At 43.2% G+C, this 20,405-nt stretch carries 13 protein-coding genes, 2 tRNA genes and 6 pseudogenes; 13 read left to right on the top strand and 8 right to left on the bottom strand.

The features are described 5' to 3' along the window. Positions 1-48: 48 nt before the first annotated feature. Both argB and G7Y90_RS07730 read left to right on the top strand, forming a co-directional pair. Positions 49-897: pseudogene (gene argB, locus G7Y90_RS17815) on the top strand (acetylglutamate kinase); the annotation flags it as partial. Between the two features lie 12 nt (positions 898-909). Beyond that, positions 910-1,107: a hypothetical protein gene (locus G7Y90_RS07730; RefSeq protein ID WP_250163826.1), complete on the top strand. Its 198-nt coding sequence runs from the start codon at positions 910-912 to the stop codon at positions 1,105-1,107. Positions 1,108-1,170: 63 nt separating this feature from the next. On the opposite strand, the gene G7Y90_RS07725 is transcribed toward G7Y90_RS07730, so the two are convergent. Next, a complete protein-coding gene (locus G7Y90_RS07725; protein WP_201553474.1) occupies positions 1,171-1,542 on the bottom strand; it encodes a Spx/MgsR family RNA polymerase-binding regulatory protein in 372 nt (123 codons plus the stop codon). A gap of 15 nt (positions 1,543-1,557) precedes the next feature. Then, positions 1,558-2,187 (bottom strand): hypothetical protein, encoded by a 630-nt coding sequence (locus G7Y90_RS07720; RefSeq protein ID WP_250163825.1) that lies wholly within the window; start codon positions 2,185-2,187, stop codon positions 1,558-1,560. A gap of 143 nt (positions 2,188-2,330) precedes the next feature. Here G7Y90_RS07720 and leuS point away from each other — a divergent pair. The 3 genes and pseudogenes from leuS (at position 2,331) to holA (ending at position 6,942) form a co-directional block, all read left to right on the top strand. Then, positions 2,331-5,013: pseudogene (gene leuS / locus G7Y90_RS07715) on the top strand (leucine--tRNA ligase). A 73-nt stretch (positions 5,014-5,086) separates the two neighbouring features. Continuing rightward, positions 5,087-5,806 (top strand): LPS-assembly lipoprotein LptE, encoded by a 720-nt coding sequence (locus G7Y90_RS07710; RefSeq protein WP_227675937.1) that lies wholly within the window; start codon positions 5,087-5,089, stop codon positions 5,804-5,806. Positions 5,807-5,864: 58 nt separating this feature from the next. Continuing rightward, positions 5,865-6,942 (top strand): annotated as a pseudogene (gene holA, locus G7Y90_RS07705) (DNA polymerase III subunit delta). An 83-nt stretch (positions 6,943-7,025) separates the two neighbouring features. On the opposite strand, the gene G7Y90_RS18925 reads toward holA, so the two are convergent. Next, positions 7,026-7,163 (bottom strand): Imm63 family immunity protein, encoded by a 138-nt coding sequence (locus G7Y90_RS18925; RefSeq protein ID WP_502937408.1) that lies wholly within the window; start codon positions 7,161-7,163, stop codon positions 7,026-7,028. Positions 7,164-7,172: 9 nt separating this feature from the next. Continuing rightward, on the bottom strand, positions 7,173-7,382 hold the full coding sequence (locus G7Y90_RS07700) for a hypothetical protein (protein ID WP_250163824.1): 210 nt from the start codon (positions 7,380-7,382) through the stop codon (positions 7,173-7,175). 153 nt (positions 7,383-7,535) lie between these two features. On the opposite strand from G7Y90_RS07700, the pseudogene G7Y90_RS07695 reads away from it, so the two are divergent. From G7Y90_RS07695 to G7Y90_RS07680, 4 genes and pseudogenes are all read left to right on the top strand, one after another. Continuing rightward, positions 7,536-8,871 (top strand): annotated as a pseudogene (locus G7Y90_RS07695) (efflux RND transporter periplasmic adaptor subunit). A 196-nt stretch (positions 8,872-9,067) separates the two neighbouring features. Further along, positions 9,068-11,007, top strand: a pseudogene (locus tag G7Y90_RS07690) (MacB family efflux pump subunit). 401 nt (positions 11,008-11,408) lie between these two features. Beyond that, positions 11,409-11,484: transfer RNA gene (locus G7Y90_RS07685), tRNA-Lys, on the top strand. 159 nt (positions 11,485-11,643) lie between these two features. Continuing rightward, positions 11,644-11,719 (top strand) — tRNA-Lys (locus tag G7Y90_RS07680). Positions 11,720-11,781: 62 nt separating this feature from the next. Here the strand turns inward: G7Y90_RS07680 and G7Y90_RS07675 are convergent. From G7Y90_RS07675 to G7Y90_RS07660, 4 genes are all read right to left on the bottom strand, one after another. Next, on the bottom strand, positions 11,782-12,570 hold the full coding sequence (locus tag G7Y90_RS07675) for an MBL fold metallo-hydrolase (protein WP_201553445.1): 789 nt from the start codon (positions 12,568-12,570) through the stop codon (positions 11,782-11,784). 267 nt (positions 12,571-12,837) lie between these two features. Beyond that, positions 12,838-13,056 carry a hypothetical protein gene (locus G7Y90_RS07670; protein WP_250163823.1) on the bottom strand — a complete coding sequence of 73 codons (219 nt, stop codon included), beginning with the start codon at positions 13,054-13,056 and terminating at the stop codon, positions 12,838-12,840. Positions 13,057-13,115: 59 nt separating this feature from the next. Then, the gene (locus G7Y90_RS07665; RefSeq protein WP_250163822.1) at positions 13,116-14,072 is read right to left on the bottom strand and encodes a hypothetical protein; all 957 of its coding nucleotides are present in this window, start codon (positions 14,070-14,072) and stop codon (positions 13,116-13,118) included. Between the two features lie 192 nt (positions 14,073-14,264). After that, positions 14,265-16,349 (bottom strand): catalase, encoded by a 2,085-nt coding sequence (locus tag G7Y90_RS07660; RefSeq protein ID WP_250163821.1) that lies wholly within the window; start codon positions 16,347-16,349, stop codon positions 14,265-14,267. A 311-nt stretch (positions 16,350-16,660) separates the two neighbouring features. Between G7Y90_RS07660 and G7Y90_RS07655 the strand changes: the two genes are divergently transcribed. From G7Y90_RS07655 to G7Y90_RS07640, 4 genes and pseudogenes are all read left to right on the top strand, one after another. Beyond that, positions 16,661-17,452: a dienelactone hydrolase family protein gene (locus G7Y90_RS07655; RefSeq protein ID WP_201553433.1), complete on the top strand. Its 792-nt coding sequence runs from the start codon at positions 16,661-16,663 to the stop codon at positions 17,450-17,452. A 94-nt stretch (positions 17,453-17,546) separates the two neighbouring features. Continuing rightward, positions 17,547-19,721 carry a phosphoenolpyruvate carboxylase gene (locus G7Y90_RS07650; RefSeq protein WP_250163820.1) on the top strand — a complete coding sequence of 725 codons (2,175 nt, stop codon included), beginning with the start codon at positions 17,547-17,549 and terminating at the stop codon, positions 19,719-19,721. A gap of 25 nt (positions 19,722-19,746) precedes the next feature. Further along, positions 19,747-20,256: pseudogene (locus G7Y90_RS07645) on the top strand (phosphoenolpyruvate carboxylase). Continuing rightward, on the top strand, positions 20,237-20,332 hold the full coding sequence (locus tag G7Y90_RS07640) for a phosphoenolpyruvate carboxylase (protein WP_250163819.1): 96 nt from the start codon (positions 20,237-20,239) through the stop codon (positions 20,330-20,332). The pseudogene G7Y90_RS07645 and the gene G7Y90_RS07640 overlap by 20 nt, the downstream one beginning before the upstream one ends. Positions 20,333-20,405 lie beyond the last annotated feature (73 nt).

The raw sequence follows: 20,405 nt of genomic DNA, 5'->3' as shown, positions 1-20,405 counted from the left end.
ATTTAGATGATGCCAAAAACACTGCTGAAGTATTGACCACAGCGCTGTTATATCCAGCGCTTTGTCGATAAGCTTATCGTGGTCAAATACGGCGGCAATGCGATGACGGATCCTGCGCTTGAAAGCTCATTTGCCCGCGACATCGTCTTGTTAAAAACCGTTGGCATTCCGTGGTCGTGCATGGCGGTGGTCCACAAGTGGATAATTTGTTAAAAGAGTTGGGGCGTCAGTCAGACCGTATCGATGGGATGCGCGTCACCGATAAAAGCACCATGGATATTGTCGAGATGGTTTGGGTGGTAGTGTCAACAAATCTATTGTTAGCTTAATCAACAAGCACGGTGGCCGCGCTATCGGTTTGACGGGTAAAGATGCCAATTTAATCCTAGCCAAAAACTGATGATGGAAAAAATTGGCGCAGATGGGATTGCTGTGCCCGTAGATTTAGGGTTTGTCGGTGATGTGGTCAGTGTCAATAAAGACGTGATTAACATGCTCATTGCCTCTGACTTTATTCCCGTCATCGCGCCACTTGGGGTCGATAGCGAAGGCAATACGTACAATATCAATGCCGACTTGGTTGCAGGTAAAGTAGCCGAATTCTTACAAGCTGAAAAGCTCATGCTTCTAACCAATATCAAAGGTGTGCGTGGGTCGTGACGGCGAAGTCGTGACTGGACTCACACCAAAGAAAGTCGACAGCCTCATTGAAGACGGCACTATCTCAGGCGGCATGATTCCCAAAATCCAATGTGCACTTGATGCGGTACGTAGCGGTGTAAAAGCGCGGTGATCGTCGATGGTCGCGTGCCTCATGCCACACTGTTAGAGATTTTTACCAATGAAGGGGTTGGTACATTAATCAGTCGTGATTTAGGTTCATCATTGGCCGAGTAGCAGGAGTAAATCATGGCATTATGGCTTTGGTGTCTGCTTTTTATCTTAGAAAGCCTATATTGCTGGTGGATTATTGGCTATGGTGGCGCAAAATGGATAGAAGGGTGGAAGTCATTTTTCCTCATTAATTGGTTTGCACTAGATTGGAATGCTGAACAAATTCGCTTTTACGTCTTGATATGGCTCGCAAGTGTGATTTGGTTATTTTAGGTGTTATAAAGCCCGAGCTAAGAGGTTCTTAGCTCGGGCTTTATTGATGGTAGCCGTATTCTTTTACGAAAAAACTTTATCAAACTCAGCTTCATCATAACCGCATAGTAGTATAATCCTATTTTTATCAGTCAGCTCACCTTCAACTATCGGACGCTTAATCATACTGGTATTTTCTACGAGCAAATCAATGGCGTTATCTAGACTAGCATCAGCCGCTTGCTTTTGAGCATCTTCTAGCTTACGCCATGTCGTACCGCGTTTATTAAGCACTTTATCGATGCCTAATTTAGCTACCCAACGCTGAACGCTATCTTTATCGATACCTTGTTTTTTATAATCATGAAATTCATAGCTGACACCGAGCTCGTCTAGTTTGGTAAAGGCTTTTTTCATGGTGCTGCACGATTTGATACCGTAAATAGTGATGGTCATAGAGACTCCTCAACGTCAAATATAAATTAAATGCTTATTTACTGAAAAAAATAAACGAGCGATAACAGTATAAAAATTTAATAATAGCCATTTGGTTTTTTTAGTAATCAGCTTTATTCTTTCCATTTCAATCGACTGATAATGTATGGCAGGCTTTCCTTCAAAAGCGAGTTTAACAATATGATAAATCTCCATCTCATTGAGTAGCGTATCTTTGTACCTCATAGTTTTTAACGGATACTGTATGACCTTACCTTGTTTTGGTTGAATAACCAATGCCCAAGTCTCTGTTCTACCATAAACCTGATAACTTATATCTATACACTCAACATCACGCCACAACACAGATTTTTGTTTTGACTTGCGTAGAACTTGCAAAATGGTTAGTCCATTCGTACTGATCTGTAAGGCAGGTTTACCGCTAAGTAAAGCCAGTAATGACACTATTACTCCTAAAACGATAAGTATTATAAGTAACAACAAGATTATGACGGCAACCCAACCGCCCTCCTCTTGCATTATAGGTACGCAGTAATACAGCGGAAAAATCAACAACCCCAAAGCCAAAATTAATAATATGTGTTTGTTTGATAAATACAAATCAATAGGATATGTTAATACTTGCCCTTTTTTTAGTTTTTGCATGCCTAGCCTTACTGTAAGTCCATAAGTGTTTATATAGTATTTAATACTGCTCTATTATTGCGCTGCCCCATCGCATTTTTTGCCGATTTGCGCTATTCTAGCGTATCTAATTTCTTATCAAAATATTCAATCTCGAGCCAACTATGAGCAATACTGTGACATCTGACCAAGCTGAAAATAATCATTATAACCCACAAGCGATAGAAGCGGCGCAGCAAGCCAAATGGGCAACTGATAAACGCTTTGAAGTGAGCAATGAGCCAAGCGATAAGCCAAGTCGCTATATGCTGTCGATGTTCCCTTACCCAAGCGGTAAGCTGCATATGGGTCACGTGCGTAACTATACCATCTCTGATGTACTGAGCCGTTACTATCGCCTCAAGGGCTATGAGGTCATGCAGCCTATGGGCTGGGATGGTTTTGGCTTGCCAGCAGAAAACGCGGCGATTGCCAATCAGACGCCACCTGCCAAATGGACGTTTGCCAATATTGACAGCATGCGCGCGCAGCTTAAACTGCTTGGTTTATCAATCGACTGGTCACGTGAATTTGCCACTTGTAGCCCTGAGTATTATCAGTGGGAACAATGGTTGTTTTTACAGCTATACAAAAAAGGCTTAGTCTACAAAAAACTGTCGACAGTCAACTGGGATCCTGTTGACAATACCGTCTTAGCCAACGAGCAAGTCATCGATGGTAAAGGCTGGCGTAGTGGCGCTGCGGTCGAAAAGCGCGACATTCCGATGTATTACTTCAATATCACCGATTATGCAGACGAATTGCTCGATGATTTGGATCAGCTAGAAGGTCACTGGCCATCAGAAGTATTGACCATGCAGCGCAACTGGATTGGTCGTAGCGCAGGCATGGAAGTACACTTCCCTTATGAGCTTGCTGGCGAGACCAATACCTTAGATGTGTTCACTACTCGCCCTGATACTTTAATGGGTGTGACTTATGTGGCGGTCGCCGCCGCCGCTAGCGCAGTATGCGGCTGAGCATGATGAAGCGATTGCGCAATTCTGTGCGCTTTGCAAGAAAGGCTCAGTTGCAGAAGCAGACCTAGCTAAAGCTGAAAAAATCGGCATGGCTACTGGTCTTACGGTCACGCACCCACTCACTGGCGAAGAAGTGCCAGTATGGGTTGCCAACTATGTGCTTATGAGCTACGGCTCAGGCGCGGTGATGGCTGTCCCTGCTCATGATGAGCGTGATTATGAGTTTGCTATTAAATACAGCTTACCCATTAAACAAGTCATCGATATCCCTGTCGGCTATTTCGATGCGTTAGAAGCAGATGCAAAGGCGAACGATACTGAGATTAATCGTGCTTATACCGAACGCAATACTTTGGTCAATTCAGATGAATTTGATGGGTTAGACTTTGAGCAAGCATTTGAAGCGATGCTGACCAAACTAGAACCACAAGAGCTTGCTAAGAAAAAAATCCAATACCGTCTCCGTGATTGGGGTGTTTCTCGCCAGCGTTATTGGGGCTGTCCTATCCCAATGATCAATTGCGAGCATTGCGGCACCGTACCTGTCGAAGAGCAAGATTTGCCCGTTGTCTTGCCAACGGATGTCGTTCCTGATGGTCGCGGAAATCCGTTAAAAAATATTCCAGAGTTTGTCAATACGACGTGTCCTAAATGCGGTAATCCTGCCGAGCGCGAAACCGATACCTTTGACACCTTTGTGGAGTCAAGCTGGTACTATGCACGCTTTGCAAGCCCAAATGATGCGCAAAGCATGGTCAACAAATCTGCCGCCAATAAGTGGCTGCCTGTCGATCAATACATCGGCGGTGTTGAGCACGCGGTGATGCATCTACTTTATGCACGCTTCTTCCATAAACTGATGCGTGATGAAGACTTGGTGTCAGGAAATGAGCCGTTTGCTAATTTGATGACGCAAGGCATGGTATTGGCAGGGACATTCTATCGCCTAAATGCGGATGGCAGTACCACCTACTATTTTGCAGAAGACATTGATATCGACTATGACGAACGTGGTCAACCGATTAAAGCCATCTTAAAATCTGATGGGCAGCCGGTGACCATTGGCAAAATCGAGAAAATGTCTAAGTCAAAAAATAACGGTGTCGATCCGCAAATTACCATCGATAAATATGGCGCTGATACCGTTCGCCTCTATACGCTTTTCACCGCACCTGCGGATCAAACGCTAGAATGGTCAGATGATGCGCTCAAAGGCCCTTATAACTTCGTCAAAAAAGTATGGCGTATTGCTACTGAACACATGCAAGCGCTTACTGCCGCGAACCTAAGTATCGAGACGCTGAACAATGAAGCTTTGAGCACTGATGGCTTAAGCAAAGAAGCCAAAAACTTACGCCGTAAAACCCATGAAACCATTGCTAAAATTGATAGTGATTTGGGTGATCGTTTGGCATTGAACACACCTGTATCAAGTTTGATGGAGCTTACCAACGAGCTGACTGGTTTTAAGGCCAATAGCAAGCAAGACCTACAGGTACAGCATGAGGCATTGACGGATCTGCTGATTATGCTATCCGTATATGCGCCGCACATTGGTGAACATTTACTTGAGCAATTGGGTTTAGATACCATTACCTTGAATTATCCAGAAGTTGATAAAAATGCTCTGGTACAAGATATGATCACGATGGTGGTACAGGTCAATGGTAAAATGCGCGGTAAAATGGACGTAGCCCCAAATAGCGATCCAGAACAGCTAAAAGCACAAGCACGCTCAATGGAAAGTGTGGCAAAATTCTTGACTGGCGACATCAAAAAAGAAATCGTCGTCCCTAATAAGCTGGTAAACATCGTGGTGGTAGGCTAGATTTTTTAGGCTCAGTACTTTTTATTAGTTTAATGATTAGTCTGAGCCTTTTCATAATATTAGGATAGCGATTATGTCGTATAAATATCGAGCAGGTCAGTCACCCAAAGCCAGCTTAAGCAAAAAAGACGCTTTTGCCAAAAAATCAAACGGACAAAAACTGGCGGCGGCTTTTCTAACTGCCCTGCCAATGTTTACGCTACTAAGTGCAACGGCAGCTATTAGTGGCTGCGGCTTTCAACTGCGTGGCTATGATGCGCCGATGCTGCTTGATGTCGCCAAAACAGCCGTGATTCTCGAAGACAATCGCACCTCATTTCCGCTTAAGCTGCCATTGACAAGACGCCTAAAAACTTTAGGTGTTGAGGTCATTGACAACATGACAGCAGCTGATGTTGCGAACAATAACAAACAAGCAAATGCTGAACCTATTGCCGCTATCACCATCAATAACGTCCGTTTTAAGCGTTATGAGCTGGTCGGTGTACTGACAGAGATCCGCTTGGTACTTTCAGCAGATGTCAGCTATCAGACCATGGAAAATGGCAAACCAATTACGCTAAGCAACCCTATCCAAGTCGAGCGTAGCTATCAATATAATGAAGCATCGGTAAGCACTGATGATCAGCAAGGCGATCAAATTCGTGACTGGCTCTATGACAGTTTGGCACGCCGAATTACTGATCAATATGTCGCCATCTCCCTACCAAAGGTCAGCTCTTCTGGAGTCAGACAATCTGTGCAAAGCGGTAATGGCTCAACATCGATCGCGGTGGTGGTGCCAAACCCATAGTTTATAATGCGCAACACATTCCACGTTTATTTTCATCAATCTGTGTACTTATTACCCTATGCAAGATACCTTTATACAAGCCTACCCAAAGCTACTACAGCCTTCCGTTGCAGTCGCGGGCTTGTGGCTGGCGCATGGTGATGAGCCACTACTCAGTCAATGGCTCATCGATGCCCTGCGACCACATTGGCGCGCGCAGAATTACGCGATTAAGCGTATTGCTGATATCAGTCAAGAGCTGGCAAGAAGTATTGTCAGAGCTTGGTAGCCAGTCTTTATTTGATGATGCCAGTGCACTCATCGTGACGGGTAACCATAAGCCTGACAAGGCGGTCATCACTGAGCTTGAGCACTTTGCCGTTGAAGCTCAAACAGGGACGCACAGTCATAGTTTATTATGGCTCACGCCCAAGCAAGACAAACGAGCGCAAAGCAGCAAGTGGTTTACGCCATTTGCTCAATATGGTCATGTCATTGATTGCAATTTATATAATGAGCAGCAACGACAGCAGCTACTGCAAATACAAGCTCAGCAGTTTGGTTTACGGCTATCGCAAGAGGCGTGGCAGCTGCTTATGTCGCATACTGAGCACCATCTGCTAAGCGCTTATCAGACCTTATGGCGGCTCTCCTATTTATTTGCGCCGCAGCTAGTCGCTAAGAATATTGAGGCTAATCATCAGGCTGATCACTCTACACAACTTCCAAACAATGTTGCCTTAGACATTAAGGATCTACAAGCCGCGTTGGTCAGTGATGCACAATTTAGCGTCTTTGATTTATCGGATGCCATGCTTGCCGGTAACAGCACGCAAGTCGCCAAAATCATGTTTCAGCTGAAAGCCACCGACGAGCCAACCACCTTGGTATTATGGGCGATTAGTAAAGACATGCGGCAAATTATGCAATTGATGGATGGGCAAGATCCGCAAGCGCTTGGTATTTGGCGTAGCAAACAAGGGTTGTACCAGCAAGCTTGCCGTCGCCAGTCAAAAACTCAAACGGCTGAATGGCCTGCCCTGCTTTATAAATGTGACCAAGCCATCAAAGGACTCGTGCGTCAGCCAGCGTGGGAGTTATTATTGCAGGCAGCGCTTGAGTTATCAGGTAAGCGGCTGTTTGCCGTTTTTGGTTGAAAAATTCAATAACTTATTTAACCAAGTTTTCTTATCGTAAGTTCTGTTATTAACTGAATAAGGAAATTTTTTTAAAGTTTCTGTTATATCTGCTCTTTTTTTCTACCCCATGATAGCTGCGTCATAAGTTCAATTTGCTTATTAAAGCGTATAACTCTTTGATCTTCACTCATGACACTATTCTCTTGCTCATACTCGCCTGCTACCCTAGACGTTACCATCTCAAAAAACTAAATGAAATCGTCTACATCTAAAAAAGATTCTCTAGATAACTCACTACCGCGCTCACATATTACATAGTGGTAATAGCCACCGCTTATCTCCAAGTGTGGCTCACCAAATCCAGAAGGCATATCTCTTAAAATAACATCATCAATATTTAGCCCTATCTTTTTACTATAATCGTTAATTATTTTTTGAATTTGCTGATGGTTTAACATTACATTCTTCCTTTGTTTATTATTTCCATAATATAGTCTGCCTTATCTCTACTGCTGAACTTCTTAACCTTTCTTAAACTAATTACCATTCCCTTTTGGACTTCAAGCCTCTACTATATGTACACTTGATTTCATTGTGACTGGATTGTTGTTATGCGCAAAAAAGCAAAAAGTCTGCATCAAATGGGGGTCATCGCCTTAATCATCGTAGCATTAGGGGCTTTGGCCTATACTTTTTTAAAACCAGAGGAAGAAAACCCAGTTATTTAACCGCACCTGTTGAGGTTGGTGATATCGAAAACAATGTCATGGCATCAGGTAAAGTTAAAGCACTTAATACCGTCGATGTCGGTGCACAGGTTTCTGGTGAGGTCACAAACCTCTATGTAGAAGTGGGTGACGAGGTGAAACAAGGCGATTTGATTGCACAGATTGATCAAGTGACTCAGAAGAACAGCCTGAGCAATGAACAAGCCAGTCTTGAGCAAAGTGAAGCCGCGCTACAAAGTGCGCAAGCAGAATCGTTAAGCAAACAAGCGAGTCTAAAAAGTGCCTATGCCGATCTTGCCAGCCGTCAGTCTGAGCTCAAACAAGCACAGTCTGACTTTGCGCGCTTGCAAGGCTTACTGGCTATCGATGCGATTATCGCAGCAGGATTATGATACGCAAGCGACAAAGGTTGCTACCGCTCAGGCATCAGTAGCCAATGCCCGCGCTGCTATTGATACAGCACAAGCCGCCATTGCAACAGCCACTGCAAACATCAATAGCCAACAAGCAGCATTACGAAAGTCTCAAACCAATGTCGCAACGGCTCAAGAAGACCTTAGCTATACAACGATTCGCGCGCCAATATCAGGTACTGTCGTCTCAGTGACCACAGAGCAAGGCACGACGGTCAATGCCAATCAAACAGCCCCGACCATCGTAACTTTAGCAGATTTGTCTACTGTTAGAATCAACGCACAAATCTCCGAAGCCGATGTTATCAATGTCAATGCTGGTATGCCCGCCTACTTTAATATCATCGGTAATCCAGACAAGCAGTATGATGCGACGACAGCATATTGAGCCGGCACCCGAGGAAATTAGCAAGACCAGCTCAACCGATTCTGCAATCTACTATGTTGGCTACGTAGAAGTAGCTAACCCTGAGCGATTATTTCGTATTGATATGACCGCCCAGATTTATATCATCATCGATCAAGCCAAAGATACCCTACTTGTACCATCAGCAGCCATACAAGAAAGACCCGCGAGAAATCAAACTGAAGGTCAAGCAAAAACCAGCAAGGTTGTACGCGTACTAAATGATGACGGCACAGTAGAACCTCGCACAGTAGAAGTGGGCATTGATAACCGAGTAAATGCGCAAATTTTAAGCGGATTGGAAGAAGGTGAGCAAGTCATCATCGGCGAAGCTAGTGCCAAAGCTCCAGGTAACCGTGGGGGTGGTGGTACTCGTATACCTGGTACTCCAAGGATGTAATTAATTCTTTGACTATGTTAACGATAAAAGGGCTTGAGCAACTTAGCCCTTTTCTCACGACACTCACTATCTTTGATTAAAGACATTGCTATGACTATATCTCAATCTACTAAACAGCCGACTGACAGCACTAGTGCTTCGATAGAAAAAATCACCGAATAATATCAATACTGCAGCTACCGCTGACAAGCCAATTATGGAGCTGTCGGGTATTATTCGAGAGTTTGCTGCCGAGAGCAAACCATTCGCGTATTGCACGAGGTTAATTTAACGATTAATCAAGGTGAAATGGTCGCGATTATCGGGCAATCTGGCTCTGGTAAGTCTACACTAATGAATATCTTGGGTTGCTTAGATCAGGCGACAGCAGGTGACTATAAGATTTATGGCCAATCAGCAAACAAGCTAGAGGCAGATGAATTGGCTGAGTTACGCCGAGAGCATTTTGGCTTTATCTTTCAGCGCTACCACCTGCTTGGTGACATTAGCGCTAAAGATAACGTTGCCGTCCCTGCCGTATATGCTGGTATGAACACTGAGGCACGAATCAATCGCGCAGAAAAGCTCTTGACTGATCTAGGTCTTGGTGAAAAAGTAAATAATCGTCCTAGCCAGCTCTCAGGCGGCCAACAGCAGCGTGTTTCGGTTGCTCGTGCCCTGATGAATGGTGGCGATGTTCTTAGCAGATGAGCCACTGGTGCACTAGATAGCAAATCTGGCGAAGACGTGATGGCGATCTTACATGATCTAAATGCTAAAGGTCATACCATTATCATGGTACTCATGATCCCAAACTTGCTGCCCAAGCCGAACGAGTTATTGAGTTAAAAGATGGTTACGTCATTGCAGATTACAAAACTGAGCATTATAAACCGACAACTCAACACCCAGAATCTATCCTCGGTGGACATCGTAAAAGTGCCTTTGGCAGTTTTGTGGATCGTTTGCTCGAAGCTTTTAAAATGTCCTTACTTGCCATGCGTGCACACAAGATGCGCACCTTGCTGACCATGTTAGGCATTATCATCGGTATCGCTGCGGTTGTGTCTATCGTTGGTCTTGGTCAAGGCTCTCAGCAGCAATTCTCGCAAATATTAGCTCGCTAGGAACCAATACCATCACCGTCAATGACGGCTACCCTAGAGGCGACCCGCGACGTAAATATAATGACGACAACCTCACACCAGAAGATGCAGAAGGTCAGCGTCAACCGTATGTTATCAATGTGAGCCCTCAAGTCAATACCAGCTCTAGTGTACGCTATCGCAGCGTGCAGGAAGACTCGACCATCAATGGTGTTGGTGAGTATTATCTAGAGGTCACTGGTGAGACGCTGGCATTAGGTCAAGGTTCGATTCGCAAAGTATCGACCTTCGCAGTCAAGATATTATTATCGATGACAATGCCAAGAGTGCTTTTTTTGCAGATATAGATAACCCTATCGGAGAAGTCATACTCATCGGTAGTGTGCCTGGACGCGTGGTTGGCGTCCTTGAGGCAAGCGACGGTGGCTTTGGACCAAGTAGCACGACACCTGTCATATATATGCCTTATACCACTGTGATGTCACGTATAACTGGTAGTGCAAATATTGATAGTTTTATAGCACTGTTAGATGATAGTGTCTCATCTAGTGTAGCTGAGTCAGCTATTTCCGATATAATAGAAGGTCGCCATGGTAAAGATGATTTTAATATTATTAACTCAGATTCTATTCGTCAGACCATTGAATCAACGACAGGTACTATGACACTGCTCATCTCATCGGTTGCTGTTATCTCATTGATCGTTGGTGGTATTGGTGTGATGAATATTATGCTAGTATCGGTCACGGAACGCACTAATGAAATTGGTGTACGTATGGCAGTTGGGGCTCGTCAAAACGATATCATGCAGCAGTTTTTGATAGAAGCCGTACTCGTCTGTATTTTGGGCGGCTTATTAGGTATTGGACTGGCCTTTGCTATTGGTGAAATCATTAATAATTTTGCTGGTGATAGCTTTAAAGTGATTTACTCACCAACCTCTATCATTGCTGCATTTATATGTTCAACACTGATTGGTGTCGTATTTGGATTCTTGCCAGCGCGTAATGCTGCTAAATTAGATCCTGTTGAAGCACTGTCTAGGGACTAAAACGTCGCGACTGACGTTTTAAATAGGCATTTACTGCCATGAAACAGCCACCAATAAGCCAAATTATATAAAAAAAACGCATTTTTTCGCATTAATTGCACTTTTTTTATATTACGGGGTTGTAATTGTCCTGATAGTGTATATAATGTGCTCTCACGTTTAGGGATAGAAATTCTTTAAACGTTGAAACAAACTTAATGCCTCTTTTAATGTTGATTAACCTAATATTAAAATTAAGTTTAAAGACATTTTTTAGATGTCTAGTTTTAATAAGTTTGCCTTCAAGGAAATTTATCTTGTAGTAGATATAAACCTAGTAAAGGTATAGAGTTTTTAGAATTTACGAAAATGTAAATTCTCTTGCACTCAGATGAAGTACTACTTCATTTTATCTTCGCTCAGGGCCGATAGCTCAGTTGGTAGAGCAGTTGACTTTTAATCAATTGGTCCCGCGTTCGAGTCGCGGTCGGCCCACCATATTTAGTATTATGCTTGTTATGTACATTGCCCTATCAGGTATTGGCATAATAAGTAACAAAGTTTAAGAAGCTTTCTTTTAGAAAACTTCACCGAATTTACGAAGTTGTAAATTCACTTGCAGAGTTAAAAAAGCCATGCTTTTTTATATACTCTTCAGGGCCGATAGCTCAGTTGGTAGAGCAGTTGACTTTTAATCAATTGGTCCCGCGTTCGAGTCGCGGTCGGCCCACCATATTTAGAAAACCCAGTCATTATGTTAATAGTGACTGGGCTTTTTTTGTTTAAAATTTCACTTTATTTTTTACGGTTTCGTTTAAAAATAGTGAAGTCAGCGTCTTTTCGCCACAGTAGCTTATGCTTAATCGTGTCTTTAATCGTCCGTGGATGCTTGGGTGCTTGCGTAATCAGCATATCAAACGTTTCTGCGTCGATTGCCAGCTCACATCCATGTGCCATCATGACCATAGAAGGTTTTAACGCCTTTATTCTTTGTAGTGACTGAATATAGACTTTAGGATCATAAATAGGAAAAGGCGCCACGAACTTATGACGCAGTTTGATAATTAAATCTGCCGTATAGACTTGCCGACTTGGTATATGAAATAGAGATAAATCACGATCTGTATGACCGGGTGTTTCCAGTACTCGCCATTCATCAAATTTTGGCACGCTATCCCCATCTTTAACGATAATATCAGGCGTAAGATGGGCAGGATAATACAGATTTTTAAGGGAGCGACCTTGACGTCTGGCCACATAATGCGCAAGATTTATATCCACAAAATGCATGGCATGCCCACCGATACCGCGATACCATTGATGCTTTTTTTCTGCCGAAACAATGATACAGCCCGTCTCTTTTCTAAATTGATGAGCGCCGCCTGCATGATCAGGATGCATATGGGTCACCACGACGACTTTTAGATCGCTGATTGGTCGCTGTAACGTCGTTCTAATATAATCTAATACCATCGCTACATCAGGGCGGCAACCACCGTCCAGCAGCATGATTTTATCTGGATATACCGCAAGATAAGTACTTTGGATATATCCTTCTAAACGTATAATTTCACATAAACTCATTTGCATTCCCTGCTACATGATTGCTCACTGTTATAGTATCCCTACTATAGGAGGCGCTTTTAATGCGCCTTAATAGGATTTAGTATAGCGCCCACCATTCAACTTGTAATGACTTTGAGTGAACGCTTGTGACTATTTTTCTTGAGATGGGCTTTATCTGAAATAGGTTTGCTTCTTAGCTCTTTTTTTGGCTTAATCATCATTGGCTAAAAAGCAAAAACCTAACATTAATGTTAGGTTTTATTTGAGTTTTTACTGCCTATTAATTCATGCTGTTTTTAAATTAGAATGGTAAAACCAATGCCTCTTTATCGTCACTGGTGATTTCCATATACTGATAATTCCTTTTCTATCATAATCTGGGTTTCTAAAGAGGCCAAACCCTGGTTGATATGCTCGGCCCATTTGAGCAACTCCATCACTACCCAATGCAATTGCCATCAGATACTGCTGCTCACTGGTATTTTTAGAGGCCTCTAATGACATATCAGTGGGGTTATTTAGATAAATTACTTTTTTCCCAGCTACTGTTTTGACGCCTTCTTCTAGTATTTGAGGTGAAACATTATAATTGATGGCATAAGTACAACTGGTTGTATATTATACAAAGTAGCACCAAGAATGTCTTTGTTAAAGACCAGTCCACTGTTACTCAATTTAAGCGCACAAACCAAATCTTCAATTTTTGAGTGAGCGTCACGATACGCTTTTAATGTTGAATACTTGTTGGCATCTCCTGATTGATTATTTCCTGAGAAAAAATCCACATCTTCAAGCGTTATTACCTCACCTTGCGTTAAAATAAAGTCGATATTGTATCTTTTAGCCCCGCCCGGAAGACCTACCGCTTTAATAATAACGTCATATTTTGAGCTGCCTTTATCAAAAATCAGCTTACCCGCGCCTACCTTAAAATCACTTCTATAATCAGGAAACGTAAGTTCGTCGCGGCTGCCCCATTTGCCATTGTAGCTTAGAGTATCTCCAGTAAAGTATCTATTATAAAAAAAGTCTTCCGTAATACCATCACTGACTGAGAGCCATTGCTTTAATGCAGGCTCATACATCCAATGGCGTTCAACAATTTTATTTAAACTTTCGTCCAGCTTGTACTGTTTAACAAAAGTACAATATGTTCGATTCTTGTCCGTACAGCTATAACCCTGCGGGTTATTATCCTCGTAGCGACCAATGTCAATATCAAATATTCCTGTTTTAAGGTCATTCAATCCGTCATTATTAGCTTCAATATCTAATGGCTTATTATTGAGAGGTAATGAAGGTAGGGTCAAAGTATCTTTTAGCTCTACTGCTTCAGGTTTCGGTATTTCAGGTCTGGGTTTTGAATTTTCTGGCTTGGGTTTTTCGGGTTTCGGTTTTTCAGTATTTATCTGTTCGTTAGAAGCAGCATTATCGCTGCCACTTGATCCGCCACAACCTACTAGACTGCCTGTCAGTAGAATCAACAAACTAAGTGATAAATTCTTATTAAGTGTTTTCACGATAAAAATTCCGGACGAATAGTATTGTTAGATAATTTAAACTTTATTTAACAAAAAACAACTAAAATACACATTGAGTTTTTATTCTATTTTCAAATATTTGGGCGCTACCAAGCACTCTGAAATTAGCTTTAAAAATTCAATAAAAAACCCAGCGCTAAGGCTGAGTTCTTTATTAGAGGTCTAAAAAAACTACGCCAAATCACGAACCTTTGGCTCACGTTCCCACAGACGAGATTTGGCATTCTCAATAAAAGTATCCAATTCAGCTAGTGGCGTGACAAAGGCATCTTTTTCGATAGGTAGCTTACTTAAGATAAACTCATCGGTCGCGCCGCAATAAGCAATGGCTTTGCAATGACCATACGCATCGTTGAACCAATCTAATGCTGAGCTGTCTTTGGCTAGCTTCTTAGCTTGCTCTGGCATAATGATACTCACGACTGCGTCAAACATCACTGATGGACCGCCAGCGAGACGCTCATCAGCCTGTATGCGCGTCTCATCATCTAAGACAACTTCCTTATTGGGTGCAACGATTTTCACGCTAGCACCCTGCGCTTTTGCCGCCTCTTCGAACTTTTTGATTTCACTATGCTTTGAGCCTTCAGCGACCAAGATACCAATCAAACGGCCTTTTAAACTCTTAGGCGTTAGACCAATCGTTTGTACTGCTTTCGATGTCGCCATATCCTGTACAGGAGCAGCGGCATCAGCAGGCTCTGGCAGTTCCATACCTAGCGCTTTTGCCACACGATTTGCCAAGTCTTCATCGATATGCGGTAGATGACTCAGCATACGCGTACGTACATGCGCCGTATCTACTTTACCTAGCTCAAAGGCATAAGCAGAAGCAATGTGCGCTTGCTCAGCTGGTGTTTGGCTACGATAGAACATGCGCGGTTGACTATAATGATCGGCAAAGCTCTCTGCGCGCACGCGACCTTTCACACCATCATCCAACTGCTCATGGAATGATTCAAAGCCACGCTTGGCGCTTTCACGTGGTCTGGTTGGGTCTAAACTTTGTGGTTCATAGAGTACACGAGTCTTAGGTACTTGCATCTGCATATGACCATCTTGCTGATTATTGGCAAACGGACATTTCGGCGCGTTGATTGGAATTTGGGCAAAATTAGGCGAACCTAAACGTGATAATTGCGTGTCTAGATAACTGAACAAACGACCTTGTAATAATGGATCGTTACTGAAGTCGATACCTGGTGGCAGATGCGATGGACAGAACGCCACTTGCTCCGTTTCTGCAAAGAAATTATCGGGATAACGGTTCAGCACCATTTTACCCACGACTTTCACTGGCACCATCTCTTCTGGAATCAGCTTGGTGGCATCTAGATGATCAAACGGGAATTTATCAGCCTCTTCTTCAGTAAATAACTGGACGCCAAACTCCCATTCAGGATAGTCGCCATTATTAATGGCTTCAAACAAATCACGGCGATGATAATCAGGGTCAGCGCCTGAGATTTTTACCGCCTCATCCCACGTGGTTGACTGTACACCGAGTACAGGTTTCCAATGGAAACGGACAAAGGTACTCTTGCCTTCTTTGTTGATTAAACGATAGCTGTGAATACCAAAGCCTTCCATCATGCGTAAACTGCGTGGTAGTGCACGATCACTCATCAGCCAAATTAAATTATGCATGGTCTCAGGACTTAATGACACAAAGTCCCAAAAGGTGTCATGCGCCGAAGCAGCTTGCGGAAATCCACGATCCGGCTCTGGTTTGACCGCATGAATGAGGTCTGGAAACTTCATCGCATCTTGAATAAAGAAAATTGGCATGTTGTTACCCACGATGTCCCAATTACCTTCTTCGGTATAAATCTTCACAGCAAAACCACGCACATCACGTGGCGTATCTTTTGAGCCTTTGTTACCTGCAACCGTAGAAAAACGGGTAAATAAAGGCGTCTGTTTACCTGTTTCAGTCAAAATTTTCGCCGTGGTGTATTTTTCGAGCGACTCAGTGAGTTCAAAATAACCGTGAGCAGCACTACCACGCGCATGAACAATACGCTCAGGAATACGCTCATGGTCAAAATGATGGATTTTTTCTCGTAACACAAAGTCCTCTAATAAGGTTGGCCCACGTGCGCCTGCTTTTAGAGAGTTTTGATTATCAGAGATGACACCTTGTTGGGTCGTCAATACTTTGGTGTCATCCCCTGCGCGCTGGTGAGTCTCACCGCCATTGCCACGTTCCGTATTCATATCTTTAGCGGGGTCAGTATGATCAATATTATTTTTCATTATGCATCCTAGCTAGTAATTAAAAGTAGGCTCTATTTCTTTAGAACTTTTGTATAGAGCTGTCTTTAATATTAGCCAAAAAATATGACTAATTCATGGCACTCCTTGTTGATATTTGGTTAAAGTTTGCAGCCGTGATAAAGCCGTAATTTCAGCGTATTTAAACAGAGCCTCAACGTTGACGATAGATTCTTGTCATGTAGTGATTTTTTAAGGTATGCTCTTAGGAAGCATTAAAACAGTTGATAAATAAAATGGGCATGGTTTTAGCCAACTATTTATCTTTTTATACGATTATAAGGCGACATACCATGTTATCAACTTCAAAGACTACGTCCAAAAAACCTTATCACTCATTGCTAATGGGTGCGTCAATCGGACTAATGGCACTGACTTTCAGCCAAACAGCTGCCGCCATTACAACCAAAAATATTACCTATACCGTGGATGATCAAGCATACGAAGGCTATTACGCCAAAGCCGACAAAGCTAATGCGCCTTTTATCCTACTCATTCATGATTGGGATGGATTGACAGACTATGAGCGCAAACGTGCTGACATGTTAGCCACGGAGGGCTACAACGTATTGGCGGCAGACATGTTCGGGCAAGGCGTTCGTCCTACTTCTATTGAAGAAAACAAACGCTTAACTGGGGAATTATACGATAATCGCAATAAAATGCGCCGCATACTTCAAGGTGCGTTGAATGCTGGAAGACTACAAGGTAATGATGTGCGTAAAGGCACTACCATGGGATATTGTTTTGGCGGTACCGTTGCTCTGGAGCTGGCGCGCTCAGGATTTGAGCAAAAAGCATTTGTACCCTTCCATGGTGCCTTCGATATTCCAACAGGTCAAAGTTATGACAAGACAACTGGAGAAATCTTAGTATTCCATGGCTCTGCTGATGAATCTGTCTCTCTAGAGAGCTTCGCAACTTTGGGTAAGACATTAGAAGCAGCAAAAGTACCGCATGAGATGGTGACATATAGTGGTGCACCACATGCCTTTAGCGTGTTCGGCAGTGATAGATATGATGCACGTGCCGATGAGCGCTCGTGGAAACGCTATTTGGATTTTTTAGCAAATGAATATAAATAACTTTAATTCATATCCTATAAGAACAGCGACCCTTAATTATTAACCAGCCTATCTCATTGATAAATGAGTCGATTAAAAGCCAAGGAAGCCAATTATGTTATTGAAGAACGACGTATTGCGTGCGCGTGTTAGATTGTTAGGCGCATTTTTAGGTGAGGCCATTTCTCGCCAATCTGGGGAGGATACCCTACGTACTATCGAAACATTGCGCAAGGGCTTTATTCAGGAGCGCCGCGAGCATAATCCAGCACACAAACAGCAGCTGATCGATCTTATTGCCTCATTAGACAATCAAACCTTAAAAAACGTCATTCGCGCATTCTCTATTTACTTTTTCCTTGCCAATTTAACTGAAGAAAACTATCTGCGTGAGCAACGCCGTACTATGCGTGCTCAGTCCAATCAAAGCTGGGAAGGATCCTTTCGCCGCACCTTGTTAGAATGCCGTGAGCGGCAAATCGAACCTGCGCAAATCAAAGAGCTTATTGATCACCTTAAATTTATTCCTGTTTTTACGGCTCATCCTACCGAAGCCCGTAGACGCACCACCATGAATATCTTGCAAACCCTCTATGAGCATACCGATGCCATGAGCGACTATCCCGAAGGCAGCCTAGCCTTTATGCAAGCTAAGCAAAAGACAGCAGAAACCATTGACTTGCTGTGGTCGTCAGACGAAGTTCGCAGCCGAAAACCTTTGGTTTATGATGAAATAAACAACGGCTTACACTATTTTGATGCCAGCTTATTCACTGCCATTCCCAAAGTATATCGTAATATAAAAGACGCTATCGTCGATATCTATCCTGAGTTAATCAACTACCCTTTACCCGCCTTTGTCAGTTTTGGCTCTTGGATTGGCGGCGATAGAGATGGCAATCCATTCGTCACCCATGAAACCACTGAAATGGCGGTATTGATGCATGCTAATACCGTGCTACGCCATTACCAAGTGTTGATCAGAAAATTGCGTCGTGAGCTGATTCATAGCGATACTATCGTCGATATCGCGCCAGAGATTTATACCCGTATCAAAGACTACAACACACTCGATCAAAAAGTCTTTTGCTACAATCCTGATGATTACAATAATGAGCCGTACCGAAGACTGCTGTCCATTATTCTGGCTAAAATAAAAGCGACCAACCAGCATATCCAAAGCCAAGGCACAGATGAGGAGGCTGCAAAAGAGGCTTACTCAACACCGACGGCCTTGCTAGATGATTTACGCCTTATTCGCAAAAGTGTCAATACTCATGACAAAGCGCATGGCGAAGGCTTACTGCTTGATACCATTCGCCTAGTCAAAACCTGTGGATTCCATTTAGCCTCGCTAGATATTCGCCAAGATTCAGGTTATCACGGCGAAGTCATTGCAGATATTTTTGCTAGCGCCTCGAATCTGCCCGACTATCACACTCTCAGCGAAACAGAGCGGCAAGAATGGCTAACGCGTTTGCTAGAAAAGCCAGGTGCACCGCTGATTTATACCGACAACTTAAGCGCGCAAACACACGAACAGCTTGCTCTGATGAATTCTGTCGCTAAACTGCGTAAACTGGTCGGCGACGATACTTTTGGTAGCTATGTAATTTCGATGACCAATAACGCCAGTCAGCTATTAGAAGTGCTGCTACTGATGCGTTTTGCAGGTTTATCGGGTATTGATAAGAACGGGCATTTATTTTCTGCCCTACCAGTTGCGCCACTGTTTGAAACCATCGAAGATTTAAAAAATATCGATAAAATTATGCCAATGGTGTTGGACAATCGGCTATATCGTGATTTACTTGAGCACTCAGGAAACATTCAAGAGATTATGCTTGGCTACTCAGATTCCTCTAAAGATGGCGGCATTATTACCTCCGCTTGGCAGTTATATAGTGCCCAGCAAACCATCACCGATATCGCCAATCAATATGGTATCACCACCCGCCTGTTCCATGGTCGTGGTGGTTCCGTCAGTCGTGGTGGTGGCTCAACCCATCAAGCCATCGCTGCTCAGCCTGCTGGCACTTTACATGGACAGATCAAGTTCACTGAACAAGGCGAAGTACTTTACGCCAAGTATGCCAATCCAGATACTGCCGTGTTTGAATTAACCATGGGAATCACGGGAGCGCTAAAAGCCAGCTCGTCACGATTTGTCGAACAACCCAAACAGCTAGATAGCTATGAAGCGTTGTTTGCTGATTTGGCAGATGCAGGCGAACAGCAATATCGAGAGCTGACGGATAATACAGAGGGCTTCTATCAGTTTTATTTCTGAGGCCACACCAGTACAAGAGATTTCATTGCTCAATATTGGCTCGCGTCCTGCTCACCGTAAAAAAGGACTGCCGAGCAAATCGACGATTCGGGCGATACCATGGGTATTTGGCTGGTCATTGGCGCGCTTTACCCTTCCCGCTTGGTATGGCGTGGGCAGTGCTTTAGATAGCGTCAAAAAAGACGAAGCGTTAATGAAGGAGATGAATAAAAACTGGCCATTTTTCAATGTCTTTATCAGTAATATTGAAATGGCTTTTACCAAATCCGAGATGACGCCCGTGCATACAGTCAACTGTGTAAAGACGAAAGCTTACGTGAGCAAGTCATGCAGGCAGTGATTGATGAGCATGAACTGACGCACGCAGGTCTCAACTCCTTGCTAGAGCATCTTCTTACTCTCAAACCAACAAGACTTGGCTCATTCATTGGAATGGCGTAACGCCTATTTAGATCCCATTAACTACATCCAGATTGAGCTACTCAAGCGTATGCGCCAATCCGATAACACTGACAATGACCAATCTGGAAAATGACGATAGACCTGCTGTCGAAGATGCATTAATTCGTAGTATCAACGCTTTGGCAGCAGGGCTACGCAATACAGGTTAGTATTTATAAATAGGTTGCTTTACTGATTGGAACTTACATAAAGCTGAGTTGATTCATAGTGTTATCACAGTGA

The sequence above is a fragment of the Psychrobacter sp. WY6 genome (genome assembly GCF_018448495.1).
Lineage (GTDB): Bacteria > Pseudomonadota > Gammaproteobacteria > Pseudomonadales > Moraxellaceae > Psychrobacter.
This window is presented reverse-complemented; position numbering and strand designations above follow the sequence as displayed.

Bases quoted from the DNA above. Each gene is read 5' to 3' on its own strand.
- G7Y90_RS07730 (WP_250163826.1), top strand. From the start codon at position 910: ATGGCATTATGGCTTTGGTGTCTGCTTTTTATCTTAGAAAGCCTATAT.
- G7Y90_RS07725 (WP_201553474.1), bottom strand. From the start codon at position 1,542: ATGACCATCACTATTTACGGTATCAAATCGTGCAGCACCATGAAAAAA.
- G7Y90_RS07720 (WP_250163825.1), bottom strand. From the start codon at position 2,187: ATGCAAAAACTAAAAAAAGGGCAAGTATTAACATATCCTATTGATTTG.
- G7Y90_RS07710 (WP_227675937.1), top strand. From the start codon at position 5,087: ATGTCGTATAAATATCGAGCAGGTCAGTCACCCAAAGCCAGCTTAAGC.
- G7Y90_RS18925 (WP_502937408.1), bottom strand. From the start codon at position 7,163: ATGGTAACGTCTAGGGTAGCAGGCGAGTATGAGCAAGAGAATAGTGTC.
- G7Y90_RS07700 (WP_250163824.1), bottom strand. From the start codon at position 7,382: ATGTTAAACCATCAGCAAATTCAAAAAATAATTAACGATTATAGTAAA.
- G7Y90_RS07675 (WP_201553445.1), bottom strand. From the start codon at position 12,570: ATGAGTTTATGTGAAATTATACGTTTAGAAGGATATATCCAAAGTACT.
- G7Y90_RS07670 (WP_250163823.1), bottom strand. From the start codon at position 13,056: ATGTCATTAGAGGCCTCTAAAAATACCAGTGAGCAGCAGTATCTGATG.
- G7Y90_RS07660 (WP_250163821.1), bottom strand. From the start codon at position 16,349: ATGAAAAATAATATTGATCATACTGACCCCGCTAAAGATATGAATACG.
- G7Y90_RS07655 (WP_201553433.1), top strand. From the start codon at position 16,661: ATGTTATCAACTTCAAAGACTACGTCCAAAAAACCTTATCACTCATTG.
- G7Y90_RS07650 (WP_250163820.1), top strand. From the start codon at position 17,547: ATGTTATTGAAGAACGACGTATTGCGTGCGCGTGTTAGATTGTTAGGC.
- G7Y90_RS07640 (WP_250163819.1), top strand. From the start codon at position 20,237: ATGACCAATCTGGAAAATGACGATAGACCTGCTGTCGAAGATGCATTA.